Source organism: Phytomonospora sp. NPDC050363 (assembly GCF_040655735.1).
Taxonomy (GTDB): Bacteria; Actinomycetota; Actinomycetes; order Mycobacteriales; family Micromonosporaceae; genus Phytomonospora.
On the sequence record NZ_JBFAKK010000020.1, the window covers coordinates 1 to 20,922 of the forward strand.

Sequence of the window (20,922 nt, forward strand, 5' to 3'; positions counted from 1 at the left end):
TCGAGGCGACCATGGCCTACACACGCACCTGGGTCCCCTCCGCGCACGGCTGGGTGATCGCCGCCGCCCACGGATCACCCGTCTCCCCATAGGGGTGTCCTGGGGATCAGGAGTCCCGGTGGCCCCGTAGCCACCGGCGGTGTCGCTCGCGCCGTATTCTGGCGCGTTGCCGACGCCGTGCGGCCGGCACCTCGGCTGCCGGTTGTTCGCGTTTCGTCACCGCTGATACGTTTGCGAATCCCACCGGCCGAACTGTGACCCGGCTTCCGGCCGCTGAGATCCGTGGAGAGAACGCATGAGTGATGTGGACTTCGGCACCGGCAAGGTGGTCGTGAACCGGGCGATGTCGCTGGACGGCTTCATCGCCGGCCGCGGCAACGCGATGGACTGGGTCGGCGAGTACCTGACCGCGGCCGAGGTCCCGGAGGTCATGGCGGCCACGGGCGCGATGCTCGTCGGCCGGGGCACCTACGAGGTCGCCAAGAGTATGGCCGCCCAGGGCCCCGCCTACGACGGGGGAGCACAGTTCGTCCTCACCCACCGGCCTCCCGACGAGCCGGATCCTGCCGTCACGTTCCTCACCTGTGGAATCGAGGAAGCCGTCGCCACCGCACGCAGCGCCGCGGGCGGCAAGAACCTGGAGATCCTCGGCGCCGACGTGGCCGCCCAGTGCCTGCAACACGGGCTCGTCGACGAGATCCTGGTGTACGTCCTGCCGGTGCTACTGGGCGACGGCGTCCGCTTCTCGCCCCCGAGCCTCGACAGGATCGACCTGGAGCCCCTCAGCAGCACCCGATCGGGCGCCGTCACGACGCTTCGCTTCCGCGTGCGGAAGTAGCGCGGCCCGGCGCTAGCCCTTCGCGCCCGCCAGCGCCGCCTCGCCCGGCTCGCACGCCTTCCGCAGTTCGGCCAGCTCGGCGGCCGGGAGGCGCAGCGCGGCGCCATGCCGGGTCGGGTCGAGTTCCCTTGTGCCGTGGGCGATCCAGGCGGGGTCGGCGGAGGCGCCGGCGAACTCGGCGAGCCGCGCCAGCTCACGGCCCGGCGCGGCGATCAAGTCCTCATAGGACAGTGCGGTGACCCGCTCCGGCGGTAGTCCGCGCAGACTCTCCACGCCCTCGGTCACGATCTGGGACCACAGCCTCCCGAAGCAGGCGACGGGAATGTCGCCGTCCATCAGCAGCCGCCGGTCGAAAGGGTCGGCGAAGAGTCCGGCCAGCTCCGGCGGCAGTGTCCTGACCTGCTCCTCGCCCAGCTCGTCGATGGACGTCAGGCCGCACATCTCCACCATCAGCCGCAGGTGGTAGATCATCCGGTACCCCGGGTGCCTGCTCATCGACACGGCGCAGTCGGGTCCGTCGCGGTACAGGTGCACGAACCTCGCCTCGCCGAAGACCTCGCGCAGGCGCGGGATCCAGCTCACCGAGTAGCCGGAACGCTCCACGACGACCTTCCCGCCGTACCGCCCCGACAGGTGGTCGAACAGCGCCTCGTAGTGCCCGGCGATCTCCCGTGCCGGCCAGGAGCACACGACCGGTTCGAGTTCGTCGAGGGCGGTATCGGGGTCCTCGGTCAGCGGCGGCAGCGTCATCAGCGCCAGCGCCGGGATCCCGTTGTCGGCGCTGAAGCGCCCCGGCCTTCTCGTGTACAGGAACTCCGGCAGGGCCGCGCCGCTGCGGGTCATCAGGTCGAAGATGCCGTTGGGCCCCGACAGGATCGCCCAGAACTCCGTGCCCGGGATCTGGCCCTCGGGCAGCGCGACCGGCGTCAGCGCGGCCAGCATCTCGTTGAGGCTCAGCACCTCCGGGTGCGCGTTGAGGATCCGCGACAGGGCACTCGATCCGCTGCGGCCGGTACCGACGATGAAGGTTGTCGGGCGCACTGTGCCTCCCCGGGGCAAAAGGTCCTATGTGTACTCAAGACCACCCGCATCTTAGCCGGAGCGGAGGAGTGGGCCGCCATGTCACTCCTTCCCGGCCGGCGCCGCCGGATCGGCGCACAGGCGGCCGATGGCGGCGATCCACCGGTCCAGCCACTCCTGCGCGCGTTCGGGGCTCAGGCGGTCCAGCCCGAAGCCGAGTCCGAGTTCGGTGGCGTCCTCGCCGGGAACGCGAACGGTGGTCGAGTCCAGGCACGCCACACCGTCCTCAGTGGACTTGCGGACCGCCGGTCGCCCGCGTCGCCCGACCCGCGAAACCGCGCAGGACCTCGACGAGCTCCGGCGGCTCGTGCACCTCGAACTCGTGGCCGAGCTGAAGCAGTCGCAGCGCCAGCCAGTCGAGGGTGTCGCTGTGACTGCGCACGCGGCAGGAGTCCGGCCCCAGCGCCTCGACGTCCTCGGGGGAGTCGCCGAGCCGGCCGGCGATCGCCGCGGCCGGCGCGCGCACGGTCACCACGGCCCGGTATACCGGCGCCAGCGAGTACATCTTGTCGCGCACGTACTCGGCGGCGTCGGCGGCGGGGAGTTCACGCCGCTCGGCGCGCGCCCCCGTCCGCTGCGGCCCGGTGATCCGGTCGACGCGGAAGATCCGCCAGTCGGCGCGCTCGTTGTCCCACGCCACCAGGTACCAGCGGTGCCGCGCGGCGACCAGCCGGTGCGGATCCACGTGCCGCCGGCTCTCCGCACCGTCATGCGCGACGTAGCCGAAACGCAGGCGCTCGCCCGTCGCGACGGCCGCCGCGATGGCGGTGAGGTTCTCGGGGTCGACCGGATCGCCGCCGCCGCCCAGTTCGGGCAGGGCGACGGTCGCCGCCCCCAGCGCGCCGACCCGCTGCCGCAGGCGGGAGGGCAGGACCTGCTCCAGCTTCGTCAGCGCGCGCACCGAGGCCTCCTCGATTCCCGCCACCGCGCGGCCCGCCGCCGTGCGCAGCCCGACCGCGATGGCCACCGCCTCCTCGTCGTCGAGCAGCAGCGGCGGCATCGCCTTCCCGGCGGCCAGGCGGTAGCCGCCGATGGCGCCCATCGAGGCCTGCACCGGGTAGCCGAGCTCGCGCAGCCGGTCGACGTCGCGGCGGATCGTGCGAGGGCTGACGCCGAGCCGTTCGGCGAGCTCGCTGCCCGGCCACTCCCGCGGGGTCTGGAGCAGCGACAGGAGGGTCAGCAGGCGTCCCGGCGTGTCGGTCATGGGCCAAGCATGCCGGGTGAGTAGGACAGATCCCGCCCTAGATCGTGTCCGGGTGATCACTGCGGGGCTGCGGCGGACTCGCACCCACAAGACCACCAGGACAAGCCCTGGATCGCCGAGCGGTGCAGATCACGATCGGCGACTCACCGAAAACGGCCGCCACGGGCGACACTGCGTACATGGAGAGACCCACCAAGCGGGGCGGACCGCGGCTGACCGCCGCGCTCGCGCTGACCTGGGCGCTGCTGGCGGCGGGCGTGCCGTTCCTGATGCTGTCCTCGGCGCTCGAAGGCTTCAGTTTCATGCCGTCGGGCCGCTCGGTCGCCGAGGCCGCCGCCGTCGAGGCGGCATCCCGCCTGTGGATGCTCTGGGCGTTCGGTCTGGCGGTCACGCTGCCGCTCGCCGGTCTCGCCCTCTCGCTGTTCGGCCGCAGGCGGGCACAGGCGACCGTCTTCGCGGTGCTCGGCGGCCTCGTCCTGCTCGGCTCGCTCGTTCCCCTCACTGGTACCCCGGGGAACTCCAACACCGTCGTCGAGTGGGTCTTCCACGGCGACGAGCCCTACACGCCGCCGCCGGCGCCCCCGGCCGGCTGCTTCGGCGACAGCCCCACCGACGAGGGGAACCCGGCCTGCCGCGGCGGCTGAGCCGAACTAGGCCCCGAACTGACCTATATGCCCTCTACGGTCGTCACCTATCACCACGAGACAGGGGAACGGCAGATGAAGGTACTGGTCACGGGCGCCACGGGCACCGTCGGACGACAGGTCGTCGCACAACTCCTCGACGCCGGGGCCGAGGTCCGCGCCGTCACGCGAGACCCCGCGTCGGCGGGACTTCCCGAGGCCGCCGAGGTCGTCGCCGGTGACCTCACCGTCCCCACGAGCCTCACCGGCGCTTTCGAGGGCGTCGACCGCGTGTACCTCTTCCCCGTCGAGGAGACCGCCGAGGAGATCGTCACCCTCGCCGTGTCCTCGGGGGTGCGGCGGATCGTGGACCTGTCGGCGGCCTCGGTCACCGTCGGGCTGCACCACAGCGGCGTCGAAGCGGTGGTGGAGAAGTCCGGCGCGGACTGGACGCACGTGCGGCCGGGCGCCTTCATGGCCAACATGCTGCCGGTCTGGGGACCGATGGTCCGCGCCGACCGGGCGGTGCGCTACCCCTTCGCCGACGAGGCCTCGGTCCCGGTGCACGAGGCCGACATCGCCGCCGTCGCGGTCGCCGCGCTGCTCGACGAGGGCCACGCGGGGAAGGCCTACACGCTGACCGGCCCGGCCCCGATCAGCACCCGCGACCAGGTCGCCGCGATCGGCGCGGCGCTCGGCGAGGAGGTCGCCTACGTCGAGGTCTCCCGCGAGGAGGCCCGGCAGATCCTGAAGGCGCAGGGCGGTTTCGCCGCCGGCGCCGCCGACCTGCTCCTCGGCTTCGTCGACTACGACGGCGGCGAGCCCTCGGGCTCCGACGGCTACTCAGAGCAGGACTGGTCGGCCCTGCTGCGCCCTTGGCCGGGCGTGACCGAGGCGACCGGCCGGCCCGCGCGCGACTTCGCGACCTGGGCCCGCGACCACGCCGCGGACTTCGCCTAACCGCCCTGCTGGAGTTTCTCCAGGTGAGCGGCGAGCCGGTCGAAGCGGTTCTCCCAGTAGTCCCGGTACTGGTCGAGCCACTCCGAGGCCGTCGCCAGGGGAGCGGCCTCCAGCTTGCACGGCCGGTACTGGGCGTCCTTGCCGCGCGAGATCAGCCCGGCGCGTTCGAGGACCTTGAGGTGCCGCGAGATCGCCTGGAGACTGATCTCGAAGGGCTCGGCCAGCTCGTTGACCGTCGCCTCGCCCTGCGACAGCCGGGCCAGGATCGCCCGGCGGGTCGGGTCGGCGAGCGCCGAGAACAGGACGCTGAGCTGATCCTCCGCCATTTTCGTTCAACCAATTCGTTGAGCACCGGGAGGCAAATATAGCCCCGTGGACAGTTCTTCCCGGCGGGATACGGCGGGTCGGCGCCTAAGGATAGGCGGCCGTCGCGGCCGTCGCGCCGAGCCTCAGGTTCTCAGCCGGGAGGCGCGCGACTCCAGGTAGCGCTGTTCGGGCGCGCTCGTGGTGAGTTTGGCGGCCTTGCGGTAGCCCTCGCGGGCGGCCGCGGGGTCGCCGGCCATTTCGAGCAGGTGCGCGCGGACGGCCTCCAGGCGGTGGTGCTCGGTCATGCGGTCGTCCTCGGCGAGGCCGTCGAGCGCGTCGAGGCCCTTGCGGGGGCCGTCGACCATCGCCAGGGCGACGGCCCGGTTGAGCGACACCATCGGACCGGGCGTGAGCCTGGCGAGGATGTCGTAGAGGGCGAGGATCTGCGCCCAGTCGGTCTCCTCGGCGCTGGGCGCCTCGGCGTGCACGGCGGCGATGGCGGCCTGGAGCTGGTAGGGACCGGCGGGCGTGCGGGCAAGCGAGTCGGTGATCAGCCCGACGCCCTCGGCGATCCGCTCGGCGTTCCATCGCGAGCGGTCCTGCTCGGCGAGGGGGACGAGCGCCCCGTCGGGCGTGGTCCGCGCCGTGCGCCGCGATTCGGTGAGCAGCATCAGCGCCAGCAGCCCGGCGACCTCGCCGTCGTCGGGCAGCAGCCGGTGGACCGCGCGGGTCAGGCGGATCGCCTCGTCGGTCAGGTCGACGCGCAGCAGGTCGGCGCCGGAGGTCGCGGTGTAGCCCTCGTTGAAGATCAGGTAGAGCACGTGCAGGACCACGCCGACGCGTTTGCGGCGCTCGGCCAGCGGCGGCATCCGGAAACCCGTCCCGCTGTTCTTGATCGACTTCTTGGCGCGGCTGATGCGCTGGCCCATCGTCGACTCGGGCACCAGGAAGGCCTTGGCGATCTCACCGGTCGTCAGGCCGCCGACCGCCCGGAGCGTCAGCGCGATCTGGCTCGACGGCGACAGCGACGGGTGGCAGCACAAGAAGAGCAGCATGAGCGTGTCGTCGTGGTCGGGAGGGCCTTCGTCGTCACCGGGGCCGGCGGCGTGGGCCTCCTCCTGGAGCGCGACGGTCGCCTCCCTGCGGCGGCGGGCGTCGTCGCTGCGCCACAGGTCGGTGAGCCTGCGTGTGGCGACGGTGACGAGCCAGCCGCGCGGGTTGTCGGGGACGCCCTCCTTGGGCCATTGCGTGGCCGCCGCCAGAAGCGCCTCCTGCACGGCGTCCTCGCACAGGTCGAACTGCCCGTGCCTGCGGATGAGGCCACCGAGGACCTGCGGCGCGCACTCGCGCAGCAGATCCTCGATACGTCGGTCTTCGCTCACATTTCCGTCCCGGAATGGTCGAGCATGGGCCACACCTCGACGCCGTTCCCGCTTGCCGTGGGATAGCGCGCGGCGACCTCGAGCGCACGGTCGAGGCTGTCACAGTCCACCACGAAATACGAGCCCGGATGCTCGCCGCCCCCCAGGTAGGGGCCCATGGTGACCACGCGCACGCCGTCGCGCAGACGCACGACGCGCACCAGCCCGGCGTCGGCGAGGCCCTCGGCGCTGACCAGTTCGCCCGACTCGCGCAGCTCCCGCTGGAAGGCGGCGTCGGCGGCGATGAGGGCGGCGAAGTCCTCCTCGCTGAACGAACCCCACAGTTCGTCGTTGCCGTAGATGGAGATCTTGAAGCGCATGGGTGCTCCCGGGGCCCGGCGGCGTCCCCAGTGGACGCCTTTGACCGAAGGTCGGAGCCGGGCGCGGAATTTCGACAGCACCTCGGTCAGGCGGTCGGCAGCGCGTCCAGGATCTGCTCGGCGAGCGTACCGACGGCGTCGTTGAAGTCCTCGGCGGTCGGGTCCGCGGAGCTCAGGCCGGTGAGGTCGATGTGGAGGATGACGTTGCCGTCGACCACGCTCAGGATGTAGATATGTGTGGTGTAGCCGCCGGCCGTCGCTTCGCGGTGGGAGTAGTTGGCCGCCGCTCCGACGCCTTCGAGCGTGCCGTTGTCGGCGTCGGGCTGCGCGACGTCGCTGCTGAGGGTGCGTGTTCCCTCGGTCGGCTCGTAGACGGTGGCGGTGACCGTCAGGTTCATCATGTCGGTGAGGCCCGATCCGCGCAGCACGAACATGCAGCCGATCTCGACGCTCTCGACCTTCTCGGTCGGGCCGGTGGCCGTCGGGGTTCCCGACACGCTTCCGGCGATCCCCTTGACCGCCTTGAGATCGGTGACCTCGCACAGGTCCACGTCGTGGCCGTAGACGGGGCCGTCACCGGGCTCCGGCTCGACCACCTGGGAGTCGCCGCCGTCGCCGGTGCCGCTGCCGCCGCCGGTGTCGTCGCCGGTCTCGTTCTTCTGGTTCTCGATCCAGTAGACGCCGCCGGCGATGAGCGCCAGCACCAGGAGGCCGACGAGGACGTCTCCGACCCCCTTCTTGCGCCGCCCGGGCGGCCCCGGCAGCGGCGCGGGAGGTGCCGTCCTGGCGGGCACGGGCGCGAAGGACGGGGGAGCGTGCAGGACGATGACCTCGTCGCCGGGCAGGGGAGTAGCGACGACCGCCGCGGTCTCGGCGGTCTCCTCGGGCAGCGCGACGGTCGCCTGGAGGGCCCCTTCGGCCACGACGATCTCGGGCTGCTCCAGCACCGTCGGCGTGATGCCGGTCTCCTGGTGCAGCACCGTCGCCACCAGCGGGATACGGGTGGAGCCGCCGACCAGGAACAGCCCGGCGATCTTGTCGAGCCCCACGCCCGCCTTGTCGACGACCGACTTGGTCAGCCCGGCCGTGGCCGCCAGCGGTTCGCGAGCGGCCGCCCAGAACTGCTCGCGCCCGACCTGGAGGTCGCGCCCGGTGGTCGGCAGCAGCACCGAGGTGTTCGGCTGCCGCGACAGCGCCTCCTTCGCCGAGCGCGCGTCGTCCCAGAACTGCCGCGTCCGCCGCCGCTCCTCGGGCGTGGCAGGGGAGTTGAGCCGGGCCCACTCGGCCGGTTCCACGCCGGTGCCGAGGAGTTCGACGATGACCGCGTCGAGGTCGACGCCGCCGAAGGCCGGCATCCCCTCCACCGCGACGACCTCGTACCCCTCGGGCGTGCGGCGGACCGCGCTGACGTCGAGGGTGCCGCCGCCGAGGTCGTAGACGACCACGATCTCGCCCTCGCCGACGCGGTGGCCGACGCCGGTGGCGAAGTACGCGGCCGCCGCGACCGGTTCGGAGACCATGCGGGGGCGGGGGAGACCGGCGCTGATCGCCGCCTCCGTCAGCACACCGCGCCGCAGCGCGCCCCAGGTCGCCGGGCAGGTGACGACCACGTCTGACGGTGGCGTTCCGCCCACTCGCTCGGCCTCCAGCGCGACCTCCCGCAAGGTGGCCGCCATCAGCTCCACGACGGGCACCGGGCGGTCGCCGAGCAGGACCGCACCGTCGTCGACGCAGCGTTTGGGGTTCGGCTCGAAGCGGGAGGGGTCCATGCGGGCGTTGCGCTCGGCGTCACGTCCGACGAGAAGGCGGCCGTCGGCGGTCGCGAAGACACCCGAGGGCAGCAAGGGGGAGGAGTCGAACAGCAGCGGCCGGGTGCGGCCGTCGGATCGGCGCAGCATGGCGACGGTGTTCGAGGTGCCGTAGTCGATCCCGAGCCGGTATGCGTCCACCTTGGGATTCTAGGGGCGACGTGCCCGTCACGCTACGAGACCGCGGGCCTGATCCCTTGCGGCGCAAGTGCTCCCGGATCGTCCGAGATTTCTCGCCCCCGGGTGTCGTACGGCGGTTCTCGGCTCCGACCTATGGGTGAGAGCGCCCGTCGAGGGCGTCACCGCAGGTCAAAAGAATCTTGGACGAGGGTCTTGACTCTCCTCTCCGAAGCGCTATATTCAACTTAGACGTTAATTAACGAGTCGGTTAAACAACCGGCCCACGAAGACAAAGGACACCGACATGACCCAGGTCATCGCCTCCCAGATCCCCGCCACTTCCACCCGTACCGGCCGCGGTCGCGCCGCCACCGCCGGACTGTGGACCCTTCAGGTCCTCGGCGCCGCCCTCTTCGCCTTCTCGGCCGTGCCGAAGCTCATGCTGGCCGAGGCCACCACCGAGTCCGCCGCCGTCCTCGGCGTCGGGAGCTGGTTCTTCGTGGTGATCGGCCTGCTCGAACTGGCCGGCGCGATCGCCCTGCTCGTCCCGATCCTGTCGGGCCTGGCCGCCTCGTGCTTCATCGCGCTGATGGTCGGCGCCCTGGCCACCCAGGTCATCTTCTTCGACGGCTTCGCCTGGTACATGCCGCTGGTCGGGCTCGCCCTGGTCGCCCCCGTCGCCTGGGCCCGCCGCGACCAGACCGGCCGCCTCTTCCGGATCCTGCGCCGCCGCTAGGAACCCGACACGCAAGACCCGACGGCCGTCGCGCTCACGCGCGGCGGCCGTAAGCGTGCGCGCTACTGCGGCGGCCGCGCGAGGTAGGCCGTCTTGGCGTCGGCGGAGAACCCGCACGCCCGGTAGAACGCGTGCGTGGCGGGGGTCTTCGACCCCGTCTGGAGCATCGCCTTGTAGCAGCCCGCCGCCCAGGCGACGTCGAGCGTGCGGGCCATGATCTCCCGGCCGAGGCCCTTGCCGCGCAGATCCTCGTCGACGACAACGTTCTCGACCACCGCGTACGGCGAGGCCGAGCGCGTCAGATTCGGGACCAGGTTGAGGTAGGTCGTGGCGACCACGGTCCCCGCGCGCTCCAGGACGAACAGGCGCAGGTCCGGCGTCGCGAGGATCCGGGCGAAGACCTCGCGGGCGCCGGTGGCCGCGGGATCCGGGTCGCCGGGGTGGAGCTGGCGGTAGAGCCGTGCGACGGCGTCGAAGTCACCGGGTCCGGCCTCGCGGAAGAGATGCATGGGCGGAGGGTAGCGCCGGGTCTCCCGACGGTCAGCGGTCGCGGTCGTTCCTCGCAAAAGGCGAGAGAATATGGCTGAAATGCTAGTCTTCTCCAGACTTGGGCTCTTTGAGCCCTTTATTACCATCGTCGGCCGTCGATGCTCGCGCGTCCGGATCGCGGCCGGCCCCAGGAGGGTTCATGCGGGTGAGCGTTCGCCGGTTCGCGGCGGCGGTGGCGGGAGCTTTCATGGCCCTCGCGGTGACCGGTCCGGTGGCGGCGGCCGAGGGCGACGAGGTGTGGTCCTGGGGGCGCAACCAGTACGGGCAGCTGGGGAACGGGACGCTCAACGCCGCCGGAGAGCCCGTCCCCGGGCCCGTTTCGCTGCCTTCGGGGACGACCGTGACCGCGGTCAGCGGCGGTTACGGCTTCTCGATCGCGTTGACCGCCGACGGCGAGGTCCTGGCCTGGGGATACAACGACGAAGGACAGCTCGGCGACGGTACCTACACCCGCACCACCGAACCGGTGAGCGTCGACCTGCCCGACGGGGTCACGATCACCGCGATCTCCGTCGGCGACGACCACACCCTGGCGCTGACCTCCGAGGGCACGGTGCTCGCCTGGGGCTACAACGAGTGGGGCCAGCTCGGCGACGGTTCCACCTCCGACCGCAACACCCCGGTCCTGGTCGATCTGCCCGCGGGAACCGTCGTGAAGTCGATCTCCGCCGGTTCCGGACACAGCCTCGCGCTGACCTCCACCGGTGAGGTACTGGCCTGGGGCGACAACGACTTCGGCCAGCTCGGCGACGGGACGACGACGCAACGAGAGACACCCGTCGAGGTGACCCTCCCCGCCGGAACCACCGTCACCGAGATCGCCGGCGGCGGCGACCACAGCCTCGCCCTGACCGCCACCGGTGACGTGCTCGCCTGGGGCTACAACGCCGAGGGGCAGCTCGGCGACGGCACCACCACCAGGCGCACCACTCCCGTGACGACGCACATTCCGCCGGGAGTCACCGTCACCGCGATCGCCGCCGCCAGCGGCTTCATCAGTTTCGCGCTGACGTCGACAGGGGAACTGCTCGCCTGGGGCGACAACGCCTACGGACAACTCGGCGACGGCACCACCACCAGGCGCACCGAACCGATCATGGTCCACCTGCCCGCCGGTGCGAGCGTCGTCCAGGTCGCCGCCGGCGACGACCACGTCATCGCGCTCACCTCCGGCGGACGGATCTTCGCCTGGGGCTACAACCGCTACGGGCAGCTCGGCGACGGCTCCACCACCAACCGCAGCGAGCCCGTCGAAGTGGAGCAGCCCGAGGGCTCGACCATCGTGGCCATCGGCTCGGGCAGTTACCACGGCCTCGCGATCGCGCGAGCGCCGAGCACCACCACGACGCTCACCGCGGAACCCGGCAAGGCGCGCACCGGCGAAGCGGTCACCTTCACCGCCGAAGTGGACTGCCCCAGCGGCAACCCCACCGGCACGGTCGTCTTCACCGCCGACGGAGACGCGATCGGCAGCGCCGCCCTCCAGGACGGCAAGGCCACCCTCACCGTCACCGGCCTGCCCGAAGGCCGGCACGAGATCGTCGCGGCGTACCAAGGGAACGCCGACTGCCCGGCGTCCACCTCCGAAACGGTCGTCGTCACGATCACCGCCTGCGACGTCGACCCCGACGAGACACCGTCCCCCGACGAGACACCCTCTCCGGGTGAGACCCCGCCTCCAGGTCCCGCCGGCCCGCCGTCCTGCCGCGACTTCCTCGCGGTCACCGGCCCCGACACCGGCCTGATCGCGAGGACGGGCCTTGTCGTGACGCTCACCGGGGCGCTCGTCCTCCTCGCCGTCGTCGCTTCGCGACGCCGCGCCTGACGACGCGGACGGGGCCTCCCGAGACGGTCGCCGACAGGACGAACGATGCCCCTTGGACCGCTACGGTCCAAGGGGCATCGCCCTGTCGTTCGCCGACGACTACATGTTGATCATGTGGCCCGCGAGGCCGTGGACGGCCTCCTTGACGGCCTCGCCCAGGGTCGGGTGGGCGTGGACGTTGCGGGCGACCTCGTGCACGGTGAGGTCCCACTGCTGTGCCAGCGTCAGCTGCGGCAGCAGCTCGGTGACGTCGGGGCCGATCATGTGCGCGCCGAGCAGCTCGCCGTACTTCGCGTCGGACAGGACCTTCACGAAACCGCCGGTCTCGCCGACGCCGTGGGCCTTGCCGTTGGCGCTGAAGGGGAACTTCGAGACCTTGACGTCGTAGCCCTTGTCCTTCGCCTGCGCCTCGGTCCAGCCGAAGGAGGCGATCTGCGGCTGGCAGTAGGTCGCGCGCGGGATCATGACGTAGTCGAGCTCCATGGTCTCCGCGCCGGCGATCGTCTCGGCGGCCACGACGCCCATCGCCTCGGCGGTGTGGGCGAGCATCAGCTTGGCGGTGACGTCGCCGATGGCGAAGATGTGCGGGACGTTGGTGCGGCCGCGCCCGTCGATGTCGATGGCGCCGCGCTCGGTGAGCTTCACGCCCGTCTTGTCGAGGCCGTAGCCGTCGACGCGGGGCTGGAAGCCGATCGCCTGGAGGACCTTGCCGGCCTCAAGGGTCTCCTGCTTGTCGCCCTTGGTGACGGTGACCTGCACCCCGTCGGCGGTTTCGGTGATCCCGTCGACCCGGGTGGCCAGGCGCACGTCGATGCCGTACTTCTTGTAGCGCTTGAGGAGCTCGGCGGAGACCTCGGCGTCTTCGAGGGGCACCATGCGGTCGGCGAACTCGACGATGGTGACCTTCACGCCGTAGTTGGACAGGATGTAGGCGAACTCGACGCCGATCGCGCCCGCGCCGGCGATGATGATCGACTCCGGAAGCGTCTCGGAGAGGATCTGCTGCTCGTAGGTGACGACCTTGTCGCTCACCTGCGTGCCGGGCAGCAGGCGGGTGGTCGCGCCGGTCGCGATGACCGCGTTGGTGAAGGTGACGGTCTCGCTGGAGCCGTCGGCCTTGTTCACCTCGATGGTGTTGGCGTCGGTGAAGACACCGCGACCGTCGAACTCGGTGATGCCGTTCTTCTTCATCAGGTAGTGGACGCCTTTGACGCGGCCGTCGACGACTTTGCGGGAGCGGGTCCAGGCCTTGGAGAAGTCGGGTTTGGGGGTGCCTTCGATGCCCAGGCCGAAGAAGTCGTTCTCCTTGGTGACGATGTGGGCGAGTTCGGCGTTGCGCAGGAGGGCCTTCGACGGGATGCACCCGACGTTGAGGCACACACCGCCCCAGTGGCGTTCCTCGACCACGGCGGCGGTGAGGCCGAGCTGGCGGGCGCGGATCGCCGCGACGTATCCGCCGACGCCGGCGCCGAGGACGACTACGTCGAAGTGGTTGCTCATCGGTTGCTCTCCTGGGTTCGTGTGGTGGCCGGTAGACCTGTAGGCGATGGTATGCGCACACGGGGGCGGGGTACCGGGGGATGTGACGTGTGAGACGTGGAGGACAGCGGTCCCAGGTCGGGGTGCCGGTCGCGGGCGGCCGGCTCACGTCACCGACGAGTTGTGAGCTGTCCGCTTCGGGTGCCTGGAAGTCTGGTCGGCGTGACAGCTGAGGAGTTCGAGCAGTACCGTGCTCGGTTGGTCGGTCTGGCCTACCGGATGCTGGGTTCGGCCGAGGAGGCCGAGGACGTCGTCCAGGACGCTTACCTGCGGTGGCACCGGGCGCTTGCCGTCACATCGCCGTGGGCGTGGCTGGCCAAGGTGGTCACCAACCTGTGTCTGAACCGGTTGACCTCCGCCCGCGTCCGCCGGGAGACCTACGTCGGGTCGTGGCTCCCGGAGCCGGTGTTGACCGCGCACGGCGGACTTGGGCCGTTGGACACGGTCGAGCAGCGGGAGTTCGTCTCGTTGGCCTTCCTGCTGCTCTTGGAACGGCTCAACCCGGTGGAGCGGGCGGTTTTCGTGCTCCGCGAAGCCTTCGGCTACAGCCATCGGGAGGTCGCCGAGGCCGTCGACTGCTCCGAGGCCAATTCCCGGCAGCTGTACAGGCGTGCCCGCCGGCGGCTGGCCGATGCGGGCGGTACCGCCGACGTCCCCCGGGCGGCCGCGCGCTCGGTGGACCGGATCCACCGAGATCTGGTGCAGGGCTTCCTGACCGCCGCTCAAGAAGGCGATCTTCCGGCCTTGGAGAAGCTGCTGGCGGAGGATGTGACCGTGTGGGTGGACGGCGGCGGCAAGGTCAGCGCGGCCAGGCGCCCCATCGTCGGGGCGTCCCAAGTGGCGCGCTACCTGGCGGGATCACTGGAAACCGTCGGTGGACGAGTGCGGCTGTCGATCGCGGAGATCAACGGTGCTCTCGGCCTCCTGGCTCTGGCCGGTGACGAATTGATCGGAGTGCTGGTGCCGGAAAGCGCGAACGACCGGATCAGCGAGATCCGCATCATCGCCAACCCGGAGAAGCTCCGGTTGTCACATTCGGGCCCTCCTCGCGGTTCTTAACGGTCGACCCGAAAGACCGCGCCGGCCGGGACGTCTCCCGGCCGGGCACGAGAGCCCAGAGGTACCCGTGACGAAACAGATCCTGGTGACAGGCGGCAGCGGCCGACTCGGCCGCGTGCTGCTCCCACTCCTCCAAGCCGCCGGTGACACCGTGCGTGCGCTGAGCCGCACCGGCAGTTGGCGCGGCGACCTGACGACCGGCGAAGGCCTGGCCGCAGCGGTCGCCGGCGTCGACACGATCGTCCACTGCGCCACCACCAATGGCCGAGGCGACGTCGAGAGCACCCGCAACCTCATCGAAGCGGCACTCCGGGCCGGACGCCCGCATCTCGTCTACGTGTCCATCGTCGGCGTCGACAGGGTCGCCATCCCGTACTACCGCGCGAAACTCGCCTGCGAACGGCTCGTCGAAGAATCCGGCCTGCCCTGGACGATCCAGCGCGCCACCCAGTTCCACGACCTCATCGTCTGGATGTGCGCCTCCCAGCGATGGTCGCCCGCGATCGTGATGCCCAAAGGAGTCAGCTTCCAGCCCATCGACACCCGCGACGTGGCAACCCGCATAGCCGAACTCACCGACGGGCCACAGGTAAACCGGCCACCGGACATGGGCGGGCCCGAGGTGCGCGACGCGAGCGACCTCGCCCGCGCCTACGTTCGCGCACGCTCCGGCCGCAAACCCGTCGTGGCACTGCCCATGCCGGGCGCCGGCATCCGCGGCTACCGGCAAGGGCTGCATCTGGCCCCCGGCCATGCCGTCGGCCAGATCAGTTTCGACCGGTTCCTGGCCGCATGAACGCGCGCACCTGGCTCCGAGCGGGCCTCGCGTTCCTCGCCGCGGCACAGTTCGCCGTGGGCTGCTGGGCCCTGCTGGCGCCCCGGTCGTTCTTCGACATCCCTTGGGTGGGCATGCGCATGCACTACAACGCTCATCTGATGATGGACTACGGAGCGATGAGCCTGGCCACGTCGGTGGTCCTCGGCGTGAGCGTCTTCGCCGTCACCAAGATCATGACCCGCACCGCACTGGCGGTCTACACCGTCTTCGCCGCACCGCACCTCGTGATCCACATCCAGCTGCTGCACCACCTCACACCGAACGAACGGCTACCACTGCTCACCGCGCTCACAGCCGCCGTCGTGATCCCGGCGGCGCTATTGCCCCTCACCGCAAAGCTCAAGAGGTAGCGGCTCCGACCGCTCCCGACTGATGGGGCGAGGACCACCGCACGCCTCGCTCCACCGGAAGTTGGCTTAGGAGAAGTCGGAATTGGGGGTGCCTTCGATGCCCAGGCCGAAGAAGTCGTTCTCCTTGCCAGACCCCCGCCGCTTGCCGGGGATGGTCGCCTTCCAGTCCGCCGCGCCGGTGCGGCATGCTCCCCGCGTGGACGAGAACGCCTTCTGGCTGCTCATCGAGGAATGTGGCCCACCGACGCCCGACCCCGAGGGCGAGGAGCTCGCCGCGGCCCTGGAGGCACGCCTGGCGAAGGGGCCGGTGTCCGCCGTCGTCGGCTTCGCCGAACGGCTCGCGGAGCTCTTGTACCGGCTCGACCGCCGGGAATACGGCGAGGACCTCTCCGGGGACGCGTTCCTTTACGTCCGGGCCGCCGTCATCGTCGCCGGCCGCCGGGAGTACGAGGCGGTACTGGCCGACCCGCGACGCTTCGCGCCCTTCGCCGCCGACCAGGTGTGGGCCGAGAGCCTCATCTACGTCCCCGACCGGGCCTACGAGGGGCTCACCGGCCGGGAGTGGAGCCGCGACACGCGGTACAGCTTCGAGTCGTACTCCAACACCGCCGGGTGGGAGCGGGGCTGACCTCGCAGTCGGTGCACCGGGCCGAACATCTCGTGGCCTGCCGCCAAGGCGGTGGTCCGTGGACAGACGGGGTCTGATGGTGACCTGATGTGCCCGGTGGCGGGGAGCCGCGCTCGGCTCCCCGTCCCTGCGGATCAGTTGGCCGTCGGTGGCGCCGTCGGTCACGGCGAAGGCCATCGAGGAGGTGATCGCCACGCCCAGGGCCGCGCCGGTCGGTCCAGTAGGAGCCCTGCGGCGAGATCGCCGTCAGGAGCGGCAGACCGGTGCCGAGCAGCGCCATGCCGACGATCGCGATCGGCGCACGCCGAGCAGGTTCGGTGCGTCCGCCGAGCAGCAGCAGACCGCCGAAGGTCAGCAGGTAGCCGCTCATCACCCATTGGGCGCCACCGGGACCGAAACCGAACTCGGTCTCGATCGCGGGCGAGGCCAGCAGGACGGCCTGGGAGTCCACGATGACCATGAAGAAGGCCGCGCACAGCAGGGCGAGGGACCTCCAGCGTCGTGGGTCGGGCGGTGCCGACGTCCTTGCGCGCCGACTACCCCGACTGTTTCCTGGAGGTGAGCGAGGTGCCCCTCTGGGATCCACTCGGGCCCCTGCGGGCGGATGAGCTGGAGAACCCGCGCCGTTCAGGCGGACCCGTCGCGCGTGTAGGTGAGGATGACGACCCCGCTCGCCGCGACGACGCTGTCGGTCAGCCTGAACCTCGCCAGGCGCCCGCGGTCGTCGAACATGCGCTTGCCGGCCCCGAGCACGATCGGGAAGATCAGCAGGCGGTACTCGTCGACGAGGTCGTGCTCGGCCAGCCCGCGGATCAAGGTTCCGGCGCCGAAGACGACGAGGTCGCCCTCGGTGCGGTCCTTGAGTTCGGTCACGACGCTTCGCAGGTCGCCGCCGACCTGGTGGGAGTTGCGCCACGTGAGGTCGACGGGCGCGGAGGAGACGACGTACTTCGGCATCCGGTTCATGGCCGCGATCGCCGGCTCGGCGTCGTCGGCCGGCGCCCAGGCGTCGCGGAGGATCTCGTAGGAGCGGCGCCCCAGCAGCATGCCGGCCGCGTCGACGGTCGCCTTCTGCATGAAGGCGTTGACCGTGTCATCGCTGTACGGCGGGACCCAGCCGCCGTGGTCGAAGCCGCCCTCGCGGTCCTCGTCGGCGAACAGCGGCGCCTGGATGACCCCGTCGATGCTGGTGAAGTTCACGACGACTATGCGGCCCACGGTCGGCCTCCTCGGAGAGTTCGGGGGACAGGCGCGGGCGCGTGACCTGCACCAAGTAATGTGCACACTGTACACATTCGCGGTTTGCGCGCCTACGTCACGGAGGAGAACGTGGACCGGAGCGGCCGTCGCTACCACCACGGCGACCTGCCCGCCGCACTGATCGCAGCGGGCCTGGAGCTGGCCCGCGCCGGCGGACCCGAGGCCGTGAGCCTGCGGGAGGTCACCCGCAGCGCGGGTGTGACCGCCAACGCCGCCTACCGGCACTTCGCCGACCGGCACGCCCTCGTGCTCGCCGTCGCCGCACGCGCCGAACAGCACCTCGCGCTGGCCATGGAGGACCGCATGGCCCTGGCCGACGCCGACGCCGATCCCGCGAGCCGAGCCGGGCGGCGGCTCCGCGCACTCGGACTGGCCTACATCGGCTTCGCCGTCGAGGAGCCCGGCTGGTTCCGGCTCGCCTTCCACGCCGGTGCCGGGGCCGGCCCACCCGACACCGCGCCCTACCGGCTCCTGATCGCGGCCCTCGACGACCTCGTCGCCGTCGGCGTCCTGTCCGCCGGAGGCCGGCCCAACGCCGCATGGGCATGCTGGTCGGCGGTCCACGGCTTCGCCGAACTCGCCACTCAGGGCCCGCTGCGAGGCCACCCGGCCGCCGAGGTCCGTGAGCTCGCCGAGTACGTGGTCGACACCGCCGTCCACGGCGTCATCGCCAGGCCCGAACCCGGGCGGTAGAGAGGGCCCTCACGACTCCCGCGCGCGGTCGGCGGCCTCCGAGCACATCAGGAAGCTCACGGTGCGCACCGCGTCGGCGGCGAGTTCGGGGTGGGCGCGGCGAACAGCGCGGTCGACCTCCTGCTCGATGCGCTGCCACTCGGCCTTCTTCTCCTGCGAGTACTCGCCTTCTCCCCAGCTGGGGGAGAGGCTCATGCCGGCGCACGCCTGCTCGGCGGTGGCGATCACGCGCATGACCTCCGGCAGCAGGCGGGCGGGGACGGCCTTGGGCTCCCGGCTCGGGCGCTTCCCGCCGTGCAGGTAGCGGCCGGTGTACTTGAGAAGCGCCTCGTCGAGGGGCTTGAGGCGCACCCCGCGCCGGGCTCGGCTGCGGTTCGCGTCGTACTTCTTGACCAGTTCCCAGTCCGAGGTGACGGTCGCCCAACGCATCGCGGCGACGACCTCCCCGCGTTCGAGCAGCCGGAGGTCGGCGTGCTGGGCGATGAGCCGGCGCTTGTCCCAGGGGATGCTCCGGAAGTAGGCGTCGACCTCGACGGGGGTTCCCAAGAGGATCGGGTCCAGCAGCGCGACCGCCGCCCCCTCGTCGAGAGGGCCTCGTATCCCGGCGGCTTGGCACAGCGGCAGGATCGCGCTCCAGAGCAGCAGGTGCCGGGTCAGGTCCTCCCGGATCACTTCGAGATGGCGCTCCTCGATCGGGAAGTCGAAGGTGCGCGGATCGTGGAGGGCGTCGGCTCCGGCGCCGAGCCGGATGCGGAGTTCCCCGTCCTCGTTCACCACTCCTGGGATCCAGCCGTTCTCCCTTGAGAAGACGGCCTCGATCACGACGGCCTCCCCACCGGGAGGGCGCCGCAGGGTTCGAAGCGGTTCGCGAGGCCGCGGATGGGATCGACGGCGGCGTCCCCGTACATGGAACTCCTCACGGCTTCGAGGTCACGAACCACCATCGTGCCCGATGCGGGCCACGCCCGCCCACGATGAACGGGGCCGCGCTCGCGCGGCCCCGTTCATCACCTGTCACGCCTCGACGTCACGCCCGCTTCGCGAAGGCCGAGCGCGCCCACAGGTACCCGACCGCCGCGATGCCGACGCACCAGGCGATGGCGATGATCGCGTCGGTGCGGTCCGGCGCGCCGGCGAGGAGCCCGCGGATGGTCTCGATGATGGGGGTGAAGGGCTGGTATTCGGCGAACTGCTTCACGCCGGGTCCCATTTTCTCGGCGGGGACGATGGCGCTGCTGAAGAAGGGGAGCATCACCAGCGGCACCGAGGCCATTCCGGCCGTTTCGGGCGACTTCGCCGCCAGCCCCAGCGCGACGGTCAGCCAGCCGGTCGCCACCGCCAGCAGCAGCACCATGCCGGCCACGCCGAGCCAGTGGAGCGGCTCGGCCCGCGGATCGAACCCGAGGGCGAAGGCGACGCCGATGACGGCGGCGACCGCGAGCAGGTTGGTCAGGACGCTGGAGATGACGTGGCCGGTCAGCACCGCCCCGCGCGGGACGTTCATGACTTTGAAGCGGTTGATGATGCCTTTGGTCATGTCGGAGTTGACGGCGGTGGCGGTGGATCCGAGGCCGTAGCAGACGGCCATGAGGAGGATGCCGGGTGTGGCGTAGTCGACGTAGTCGACGCCGACGGCGAAGGCGTCGCCGAGCATGTAGACGAACATCAGCATCATCACGATCGGCATGAGGATCGCGTTGAAGACCGAGGTGGGGTTGCGGGCGACGTGCTTGAAGTTACGGCGCAGCATCACCGTCGATCGGGTCGTCATTTCGCCTCCGTTTTCGTGTTGTGGCCCGTCAGGGCGAGGAAGACGTCGTCGAGGTCAGGGGTGTGCACGGTCAGTTCCTCGGCGTCGACCGAGTGCTCGGCGAGCCGGGCGAGAAGTTCCCGCAGCGACTTGGTGGCGCTGTCGCCGGGGACCTTCAGCGTCAGCGACTCGGTGTCGCCGACGGCCTCGGGCAGGATCCGCGCGGCAGCGTCCAACTCGCCGGCGGTGGCGAAGCGCAGCCGCACGTGCGATCCGGGCATCTGCCGCTTGAGCTGCTCGGCGGTGCCCTGCGCGACGATCCTGCCGCCGTCGAGGACGGCGATGCGGTCGGCGAGCTGGTCGGCCTCTTCGAGGTACTGGGTGGTGAGGAAGATCGTCACGCCGTCGGCGACGAGTGCGCGGATGATCGACCACATGGTGCGGCGGCTGCGCGGATCGAGACCGGTCGTCGGCTCGTCGAGGAAGACGATCTTCGGGCTTCCGACGAGCGTCATCGCCAGGTCGAGCTTGCGGCGCATGCCGCCGGAGTAGGTCGAGGCGGGCTTGTCGGCGGCCTCGGTCAGCTCGAAGCGCAGCAGCAGATCGGCGACGATCCGTCGGCCCTCCTTGGCCTCGACCGGGCCCAGGTCCGCCATGAGCCGGAGGTTCTCCCGGCCGGTGAGCAGCTCGTCGACGGCCGCGAACTGGCCGGTGACTCCGATCGCCTTGCGCACCTCCTTGGCGTCGGTGGCCGCGTCGTGCCCGGCGACGCGAACGGTGCCGCCGTCGGCCTTGATCAGGGTGGTCAGCACGTTGACCGTCGTGGTCTTGCCGGCGCCGTTGGGCCCGAGCAGCGCGAAGATGCTGCCCGCCGGAACGGTGAGGTCGATGCCGTCGAGGACCGTCTTGTCCTGGTAGCCCTTGCGCAGTCCGGAGACCGCGATCGCTGGAGTGGTCATGCGGCCTGCTCCTCTTTTCGGGTGAGTTCGTCCTGAGTGGAGAACGTGATGGACAC

General features: G+C 70.9%; 23 protein-coding genes. 10 read left to right on the top strand and 13 right to left on the bottom strand.

What is annotated here, in order from left to right:
• The first annotated feature begins 295 nt into the window (after positions 1–295).
• Positions 296–838 (top strand): dihydrofolate reductase family protein, encoded by a 543-nt coding sequence (locus tag AB0I28_RS36040; protein WP_357500337.1) that lies wholly within the window; start codon positions 296–298, stop codon positions 836–838.
• A 12-nt stretch (positions 839–850) separates the two neighbouring features.
• Here AB0I28_RS36040 and AB0I28_RS36045 read toward each other — a convergent pair whose 3' ends face one another.
• The 3 genes from AB0I28_RS36045 to AB0I28_RS36055 form a co-directional block, all read right to left on the bottom strand.
• Positions 851–1,879, bottom strand: a complete 1,029-nt coding sequence (locus tag AB0I28_RS36045) for a hypothetical protein (protein WP_357500339.1) — start codon at positions 1,877–1,879, stop codon at positions 851–853.
• A gap of 81 nt (positions 1,880–1,960) precedes the next feature.
• Entirely contained in the window at positions 1,961–2,137 is a 177-nt protein-coding gene (locus AB0I28_RS36050) for a hypothetical protein (protein WP_357500340.1), read from the bottom strand.
• 7 nt (positions 2,138–2,144) lie between these two features.
• Positions 2,145–3,122, bottom strand: coding sequence for a YafY family protein (locus AB0I28_RS36055; protein ID WP_357500342.1), 978 nt, complete (start codon positions 3,120–3,122; stop codon positions 2,145–2,147).
• A gap of 179 nt (positions 3,123–3,301) precedes the next feature.
• Between AB0I28_RS36055 and AB0I28_RS36060 the strand changes: the two genes are divergently transcribed.
• Positions 3,302–3,766 (top strand): hypothetical protein, encoded by a 465-nt coding sequence (locus AB0I28_RS36060; protein WP_357500344.1) that lies wholly within the window; start codon positions 3,302–3,304, stop codon positions 3,764–3,766.
• Between the two features lie 75 nt (positions 3,767–3,841).
• Entirely contained in the window at positions 3,842–4,705 is an 864-nt protein-coding gene (locus tag AB0I28_RS36065; RefSeq protein WP_357500346.1) for an NAD(P)H-binding protein, read from the top strand.
• On the opposite strand, the gene AB0I28_RS36070 is transcribed toward AB0I28_RS36065, so the two are convergent.
• The 4 genes from AB0I28_RS36070 to AB0I28_RS36085 all read right to left on the bottom strand — a co-directional run bounded on the left by AB0I28_RS36070 (position 4,702) and on the right by AB0I28_RS36085 (position 8,701).
• Complete coding sequence (locus AB0I28_RS36070; protein ID WP_357500348.1) at positions 4,702–5,031, bottom strand: metalloregulator ArsR/SmtB family transcription factor; 330 nt, start codon at positions 5,029–5,031, stop codon at positions 4,702–4,704. The two genes, AB0I28_RS36065 and AB0I28_RS36070, sit on opposite strands and share 4 nt — an antisense overlap.
• Positions 5,032–5,154: 123 nt before the next feature.
• A complete protein-coding gene (locus AB0I28_RS36075) occupies positions 5,155–6,393 on the bottom strand; it encodes a sigma-70 family RNA polymerase sigma factor (protein ID WP_357500350.1) in 1,239 nt (412 codons plus the stop codon).
• On the bottom strand, positions 6,390–6,752 hold the full coding sequence (locus tag AB0I28_RS36080) for a YciI family protein (RefSeq protein WP_357500352.1): 363 nt from the start codon (positions 6,750–6,752) through the stop codon (positions 6,390–6,392). Before AB0I28_RS36080 ends, AB0I28_RS36075 begins: the two co-directional genes overlap by 4 nt.
• Positions 6,753–6,838: 86 nt before the next feature.
• Positions 6,839–8,701 (bottom strand): Hsp70 family protein, encoded by a 1,863-nt coding sequence (locus tag AB0I28_RS36085; RefSeq protein ID WP_357500354.1) that lies wholly within the window; start codon positions 8,699–8,701, stop codon positions 6,839–6,841.
• A gap of 283 nt (positions 8,702–8,984) precedes the next feature.
• Between AB0I28_RS36085 and AB0I28_RS36090 the strand changes: the two genes are divergently transcribed.
• Complete coding sequence (locus tag AB0I28_RS36090) at positions 8,985–9,416, top strand: DoxX family protein (RefSeq protein ID WP_357500356.1); 432 nt, start codon at positions 8,985–8,987, stop codon at positions 9,414–9,416.
• 62 nt (positions 9,417–9,478) lie between these two features.
• Here AB0I28_RS36090 and AB0I28_RS36095 read toward each other — a convergent pair whose 3' ends face one another.
• On the bottom strand, positions 9,479–9,925 hold the full coding sequence (locus tag AB0I28_RS36095; protein WP_357500358.1) for a GNAT family N-acetyltransferase: 447 nt from the start codon (positions 9,923–9,925) through the stop codon (positions 9,479–9,481).
• Positions 9,926–10,104: 179 nt separating this feature from the next.
• Here AB0I28_RS36095 and AB0I28_RS36100 point away from each other — a divergent pair, with 179 nt between their 5' ends.
• On the top strand, positions 10,105–11,790 hold the full coding sequence (locus AB0I28_RS36100) for an Ig-like domain repeat protein (RefSeq protein ID WP_357500361.1): 1,686 nt from the start codon (positions 10,105–10,107) through the stop codon (positions 11,788–11,790).
• Positions 11,791–11,889: 99 nt separating this feature from the next.
• Here the strand turns inward: AB0I28_RS36100 and lpdA are convergent, their stop codons facing one another.
• Entirely contained in the window at positions 11,890–13,290 is a 1,401-nt protein-coding gene (lpdA, locus tag AB0I28_RS36105) for a dihydrolipoyl dehydrogenase (RefSeq protein WP_357500364.1), read from the bottom strand.
• 201 nt (positions 13,291–13,491) lie between these two features.
• On the opposite strand from lpdA, the gene AB0I28_RS36110 reads away from it, so the two are divergent.
• The 4 genes from AB0I28_RS36110 to AB0I28_RS36125 all read left to right on the top strand — a co-directional run bounded on the left by AB0I28_RS36110 (position 13,492) and on the right by AB0I28_RS36125 (position 16,204).
• On the top strand, positions 13,492–14,388 hold the full coding sequence (locus tag AB0I28_RS36110) for an RNA polymerase sigma-70 factor (protein WP_357500367.1): 897 nt from the start codon (positions 13,492–13,494) through the stop codon (positions 14,386–14,388).
• Positions 14,389–14,455: 67 nt separating this feature from the next.
• On the top strand, positions 14,456–15,184 hold the full coding sequence (locus AB0I28_RS36115; RefSeq protein ID WP_357500369.1) for an NAD(P)H-binding protein: 729 nt from the start codon (positions 14,456–14,458) through the stop codon (positions 15,182–15,184).
• On the top strand, positions 15,181–15,576 hold the full coding sequence (locus AB0I28_RS36120; RefSeq protein ID WP_357500371.1) for a hypothetical protein: 396 nt from the start codon (positions 15,181–15,183) through the stop codon (positions 15,574–15,576). Before AB0I28_RS36115 ends, AB0I28_RS36120 begins: the two co-directional genes overlap by 4 nt.
• A gap of 196 nt (positions 15,577–15,772) precedes the next feature.
• Positions 15,773–16,204, top strand: coding sequence for a DUF4240 domain-containing protein (locus tag AB0I28_RS36125; protein WP_357500373.1), 432 nt, complete (start codon positions 15,773–15,775; stop codon positions 16,202–16,204).
• Between the two features lie 627 nt (positions 16,205–16,831).
• Here AB0I28_RS36125 and AB0I28_RS36130 read toward each other — a convergent pair.
• The gene (locus AB0I28_RS36130; protein WP_357500375.1) at positions 16,832–17,422 is read right to left on the bottom strand and encodes a dihydrofolate reductase family protein; all 591 of its coding nucleotides are present in this window, start codon (positions 17,420–17,422) and stop codon (positions 16,832–16,834) included.
• 84 nt (positions 17,423–17,506) lie between these two features.
• On the opposite strand from AB0I28_RS36130, the gene AB0I28_RS36135 reads away from it, so the two are divergent.
• Positions 17,507–18,157, top strand: coding sequence for a TetR/AcrR family transcriptional regulator (locus AB0I28_RS36135; RefSeq protein ID WP_357500378.1), 651 nt, complete (start codon positions 17,507–17,509; stop codon positions 18,155–18,157).
• A 9-nt stretch (positions 18,158–18,166) separates the two neighbouring features.
• On the opposite strand, the gene AB0I28_RS36140 is transcribed toward AB0I28_RS36135, so the two are convergent.
• The 3 genes from AB0I28_RS36140 to AB0I28_RS36150 all read right to left on the bottom strand — a co-directional run bounded on the left by AB0I28_RS36140 (position 18,167) and on the right by AB0I28_RS36150 (position 20,866).
• Entirely contained in the window at positions 18,167–18,979 is an 813-nt protein-coding gene (locus AB0I28_RS36140; protein WP_357500380.1) for a DUF6357 family protein, read from the bottom strand.
• A 205-nt stretch (positions 18,980–19,184) separates the two neighbouring features.
• Entirely contained in the window at positions 19,185–19,928 is a 744-nt protein-coding gene (locus AB0I28_RS36145; RefSeq protein ID WP_357500382.1) for an ABC transporter permease, read from the bottom strand.
• Complete coding sequence (locus AB0I28_RS36150) at positions 19,925–20,866, bottom strand: ATP-binding cassette domain-containing protein (protein ID WP_357500385.1); 942 nt, start codon at positions 20,864–20,866, stop codon at positions 19,925–19,927. The genes AB0I28_RS36145 and AB0I28_RS36150 overlap by 4 nt, the downstream gene beginning before the upstream one ends.
• Between the last annotated feature and the right edge of the window lie 56 nt (positions 20,867–20,922).

Coding starts and splice junctions, on each gene's coding strand:
- AB0I28_RS36040 (WP_357500337.1), top strand. CDS start 296: ATGAGTGATGTGGACTTCGGCACCGGCAAGGTGGTCGTGAACCGGGCG.
- AB0I28_RS36055 (WP_357500342.1), bottom strand. CDS start 3,122: ATGACCGACACGCCGGGACGCCTGCTGACCCTCCTGTCGCTGCTCCAG.
- AB0I28_RS36060 (WP_357500344.1), top strand. CDS start 3,302: ATGGAGAGACCCACCAAGCGGGGCGGACCGCGGCTGACCGCCGCGCTC.
- AB0I28_RS36065 (WP_357500346.1), top strand. CDS start 3,842: ATGAAGGTACTGGTCACGGGCGCCACGGGCACCGTCGGACGACAGGTC.
- AB0I28_RS36070 (WP_357500348.1), bottom strand. CDS start 5,031: ATGGCGGAGGATCAGCTCAGCGTCCTGTTCTCGGCGCTCGCCGACCCG.
- AB0I28_RS36080 (WP_357500352.1), bottom strand. CDS start 6,752: ATGCGCTTCAAGATCTCCATCTACGGCAACGACGAACTGTGGGGTTCG.
- AB0I28_RS36090 (WP_357500356.1), top strand. CDS start 8,985: ATGACCCAGGTCATCGCCTCCCAGATCCCCGCCACTTCCACCCGTACC.
- AB0I28_RS36095 (WP_357500358.1), bottom strand. CDS start 9,925: ATGCATCTCTTCCGCGAGGCCGGACCCGGTGACTTCGACGCCGTCGCA.
- AB0I28_RS36100 (WP_357500361.1), top strand. CDS start 10,105: ATGCGGGTGAGCGTTCGCCGGTTCGCGGCGGCGGTGGCGGGAGCTTTC.
- lpdA (WP_357500364.1), bottom strand. CDS start 13,290: ATGAGCAACCACTTCGACGTAGTCGTCCTCGGCGCCGGCGTCGGCGGA.
- AB0I28_RS36120 (WP_357500371.1), top strand. CDS start 15,181: ATGAACGCGCGCACCTGGCTCCGAGCGGGCCTCGCGTTCCTCGCCGCG.
- AB0I28_RS36145 (WP_357500382.1), bottom strand. CDS start 19,928: ATGACGACCCGATCGACGGTGATGCTGCGCCGTAACTTCAAGCACGTC.
- AB0I28_RS36150 (WP_357500385.1), bottom strand. CDS start 20,866: ATGACCACTCCAGCGATCGCGGTCTCCGGACTGCGCAAGGGCTACCAG.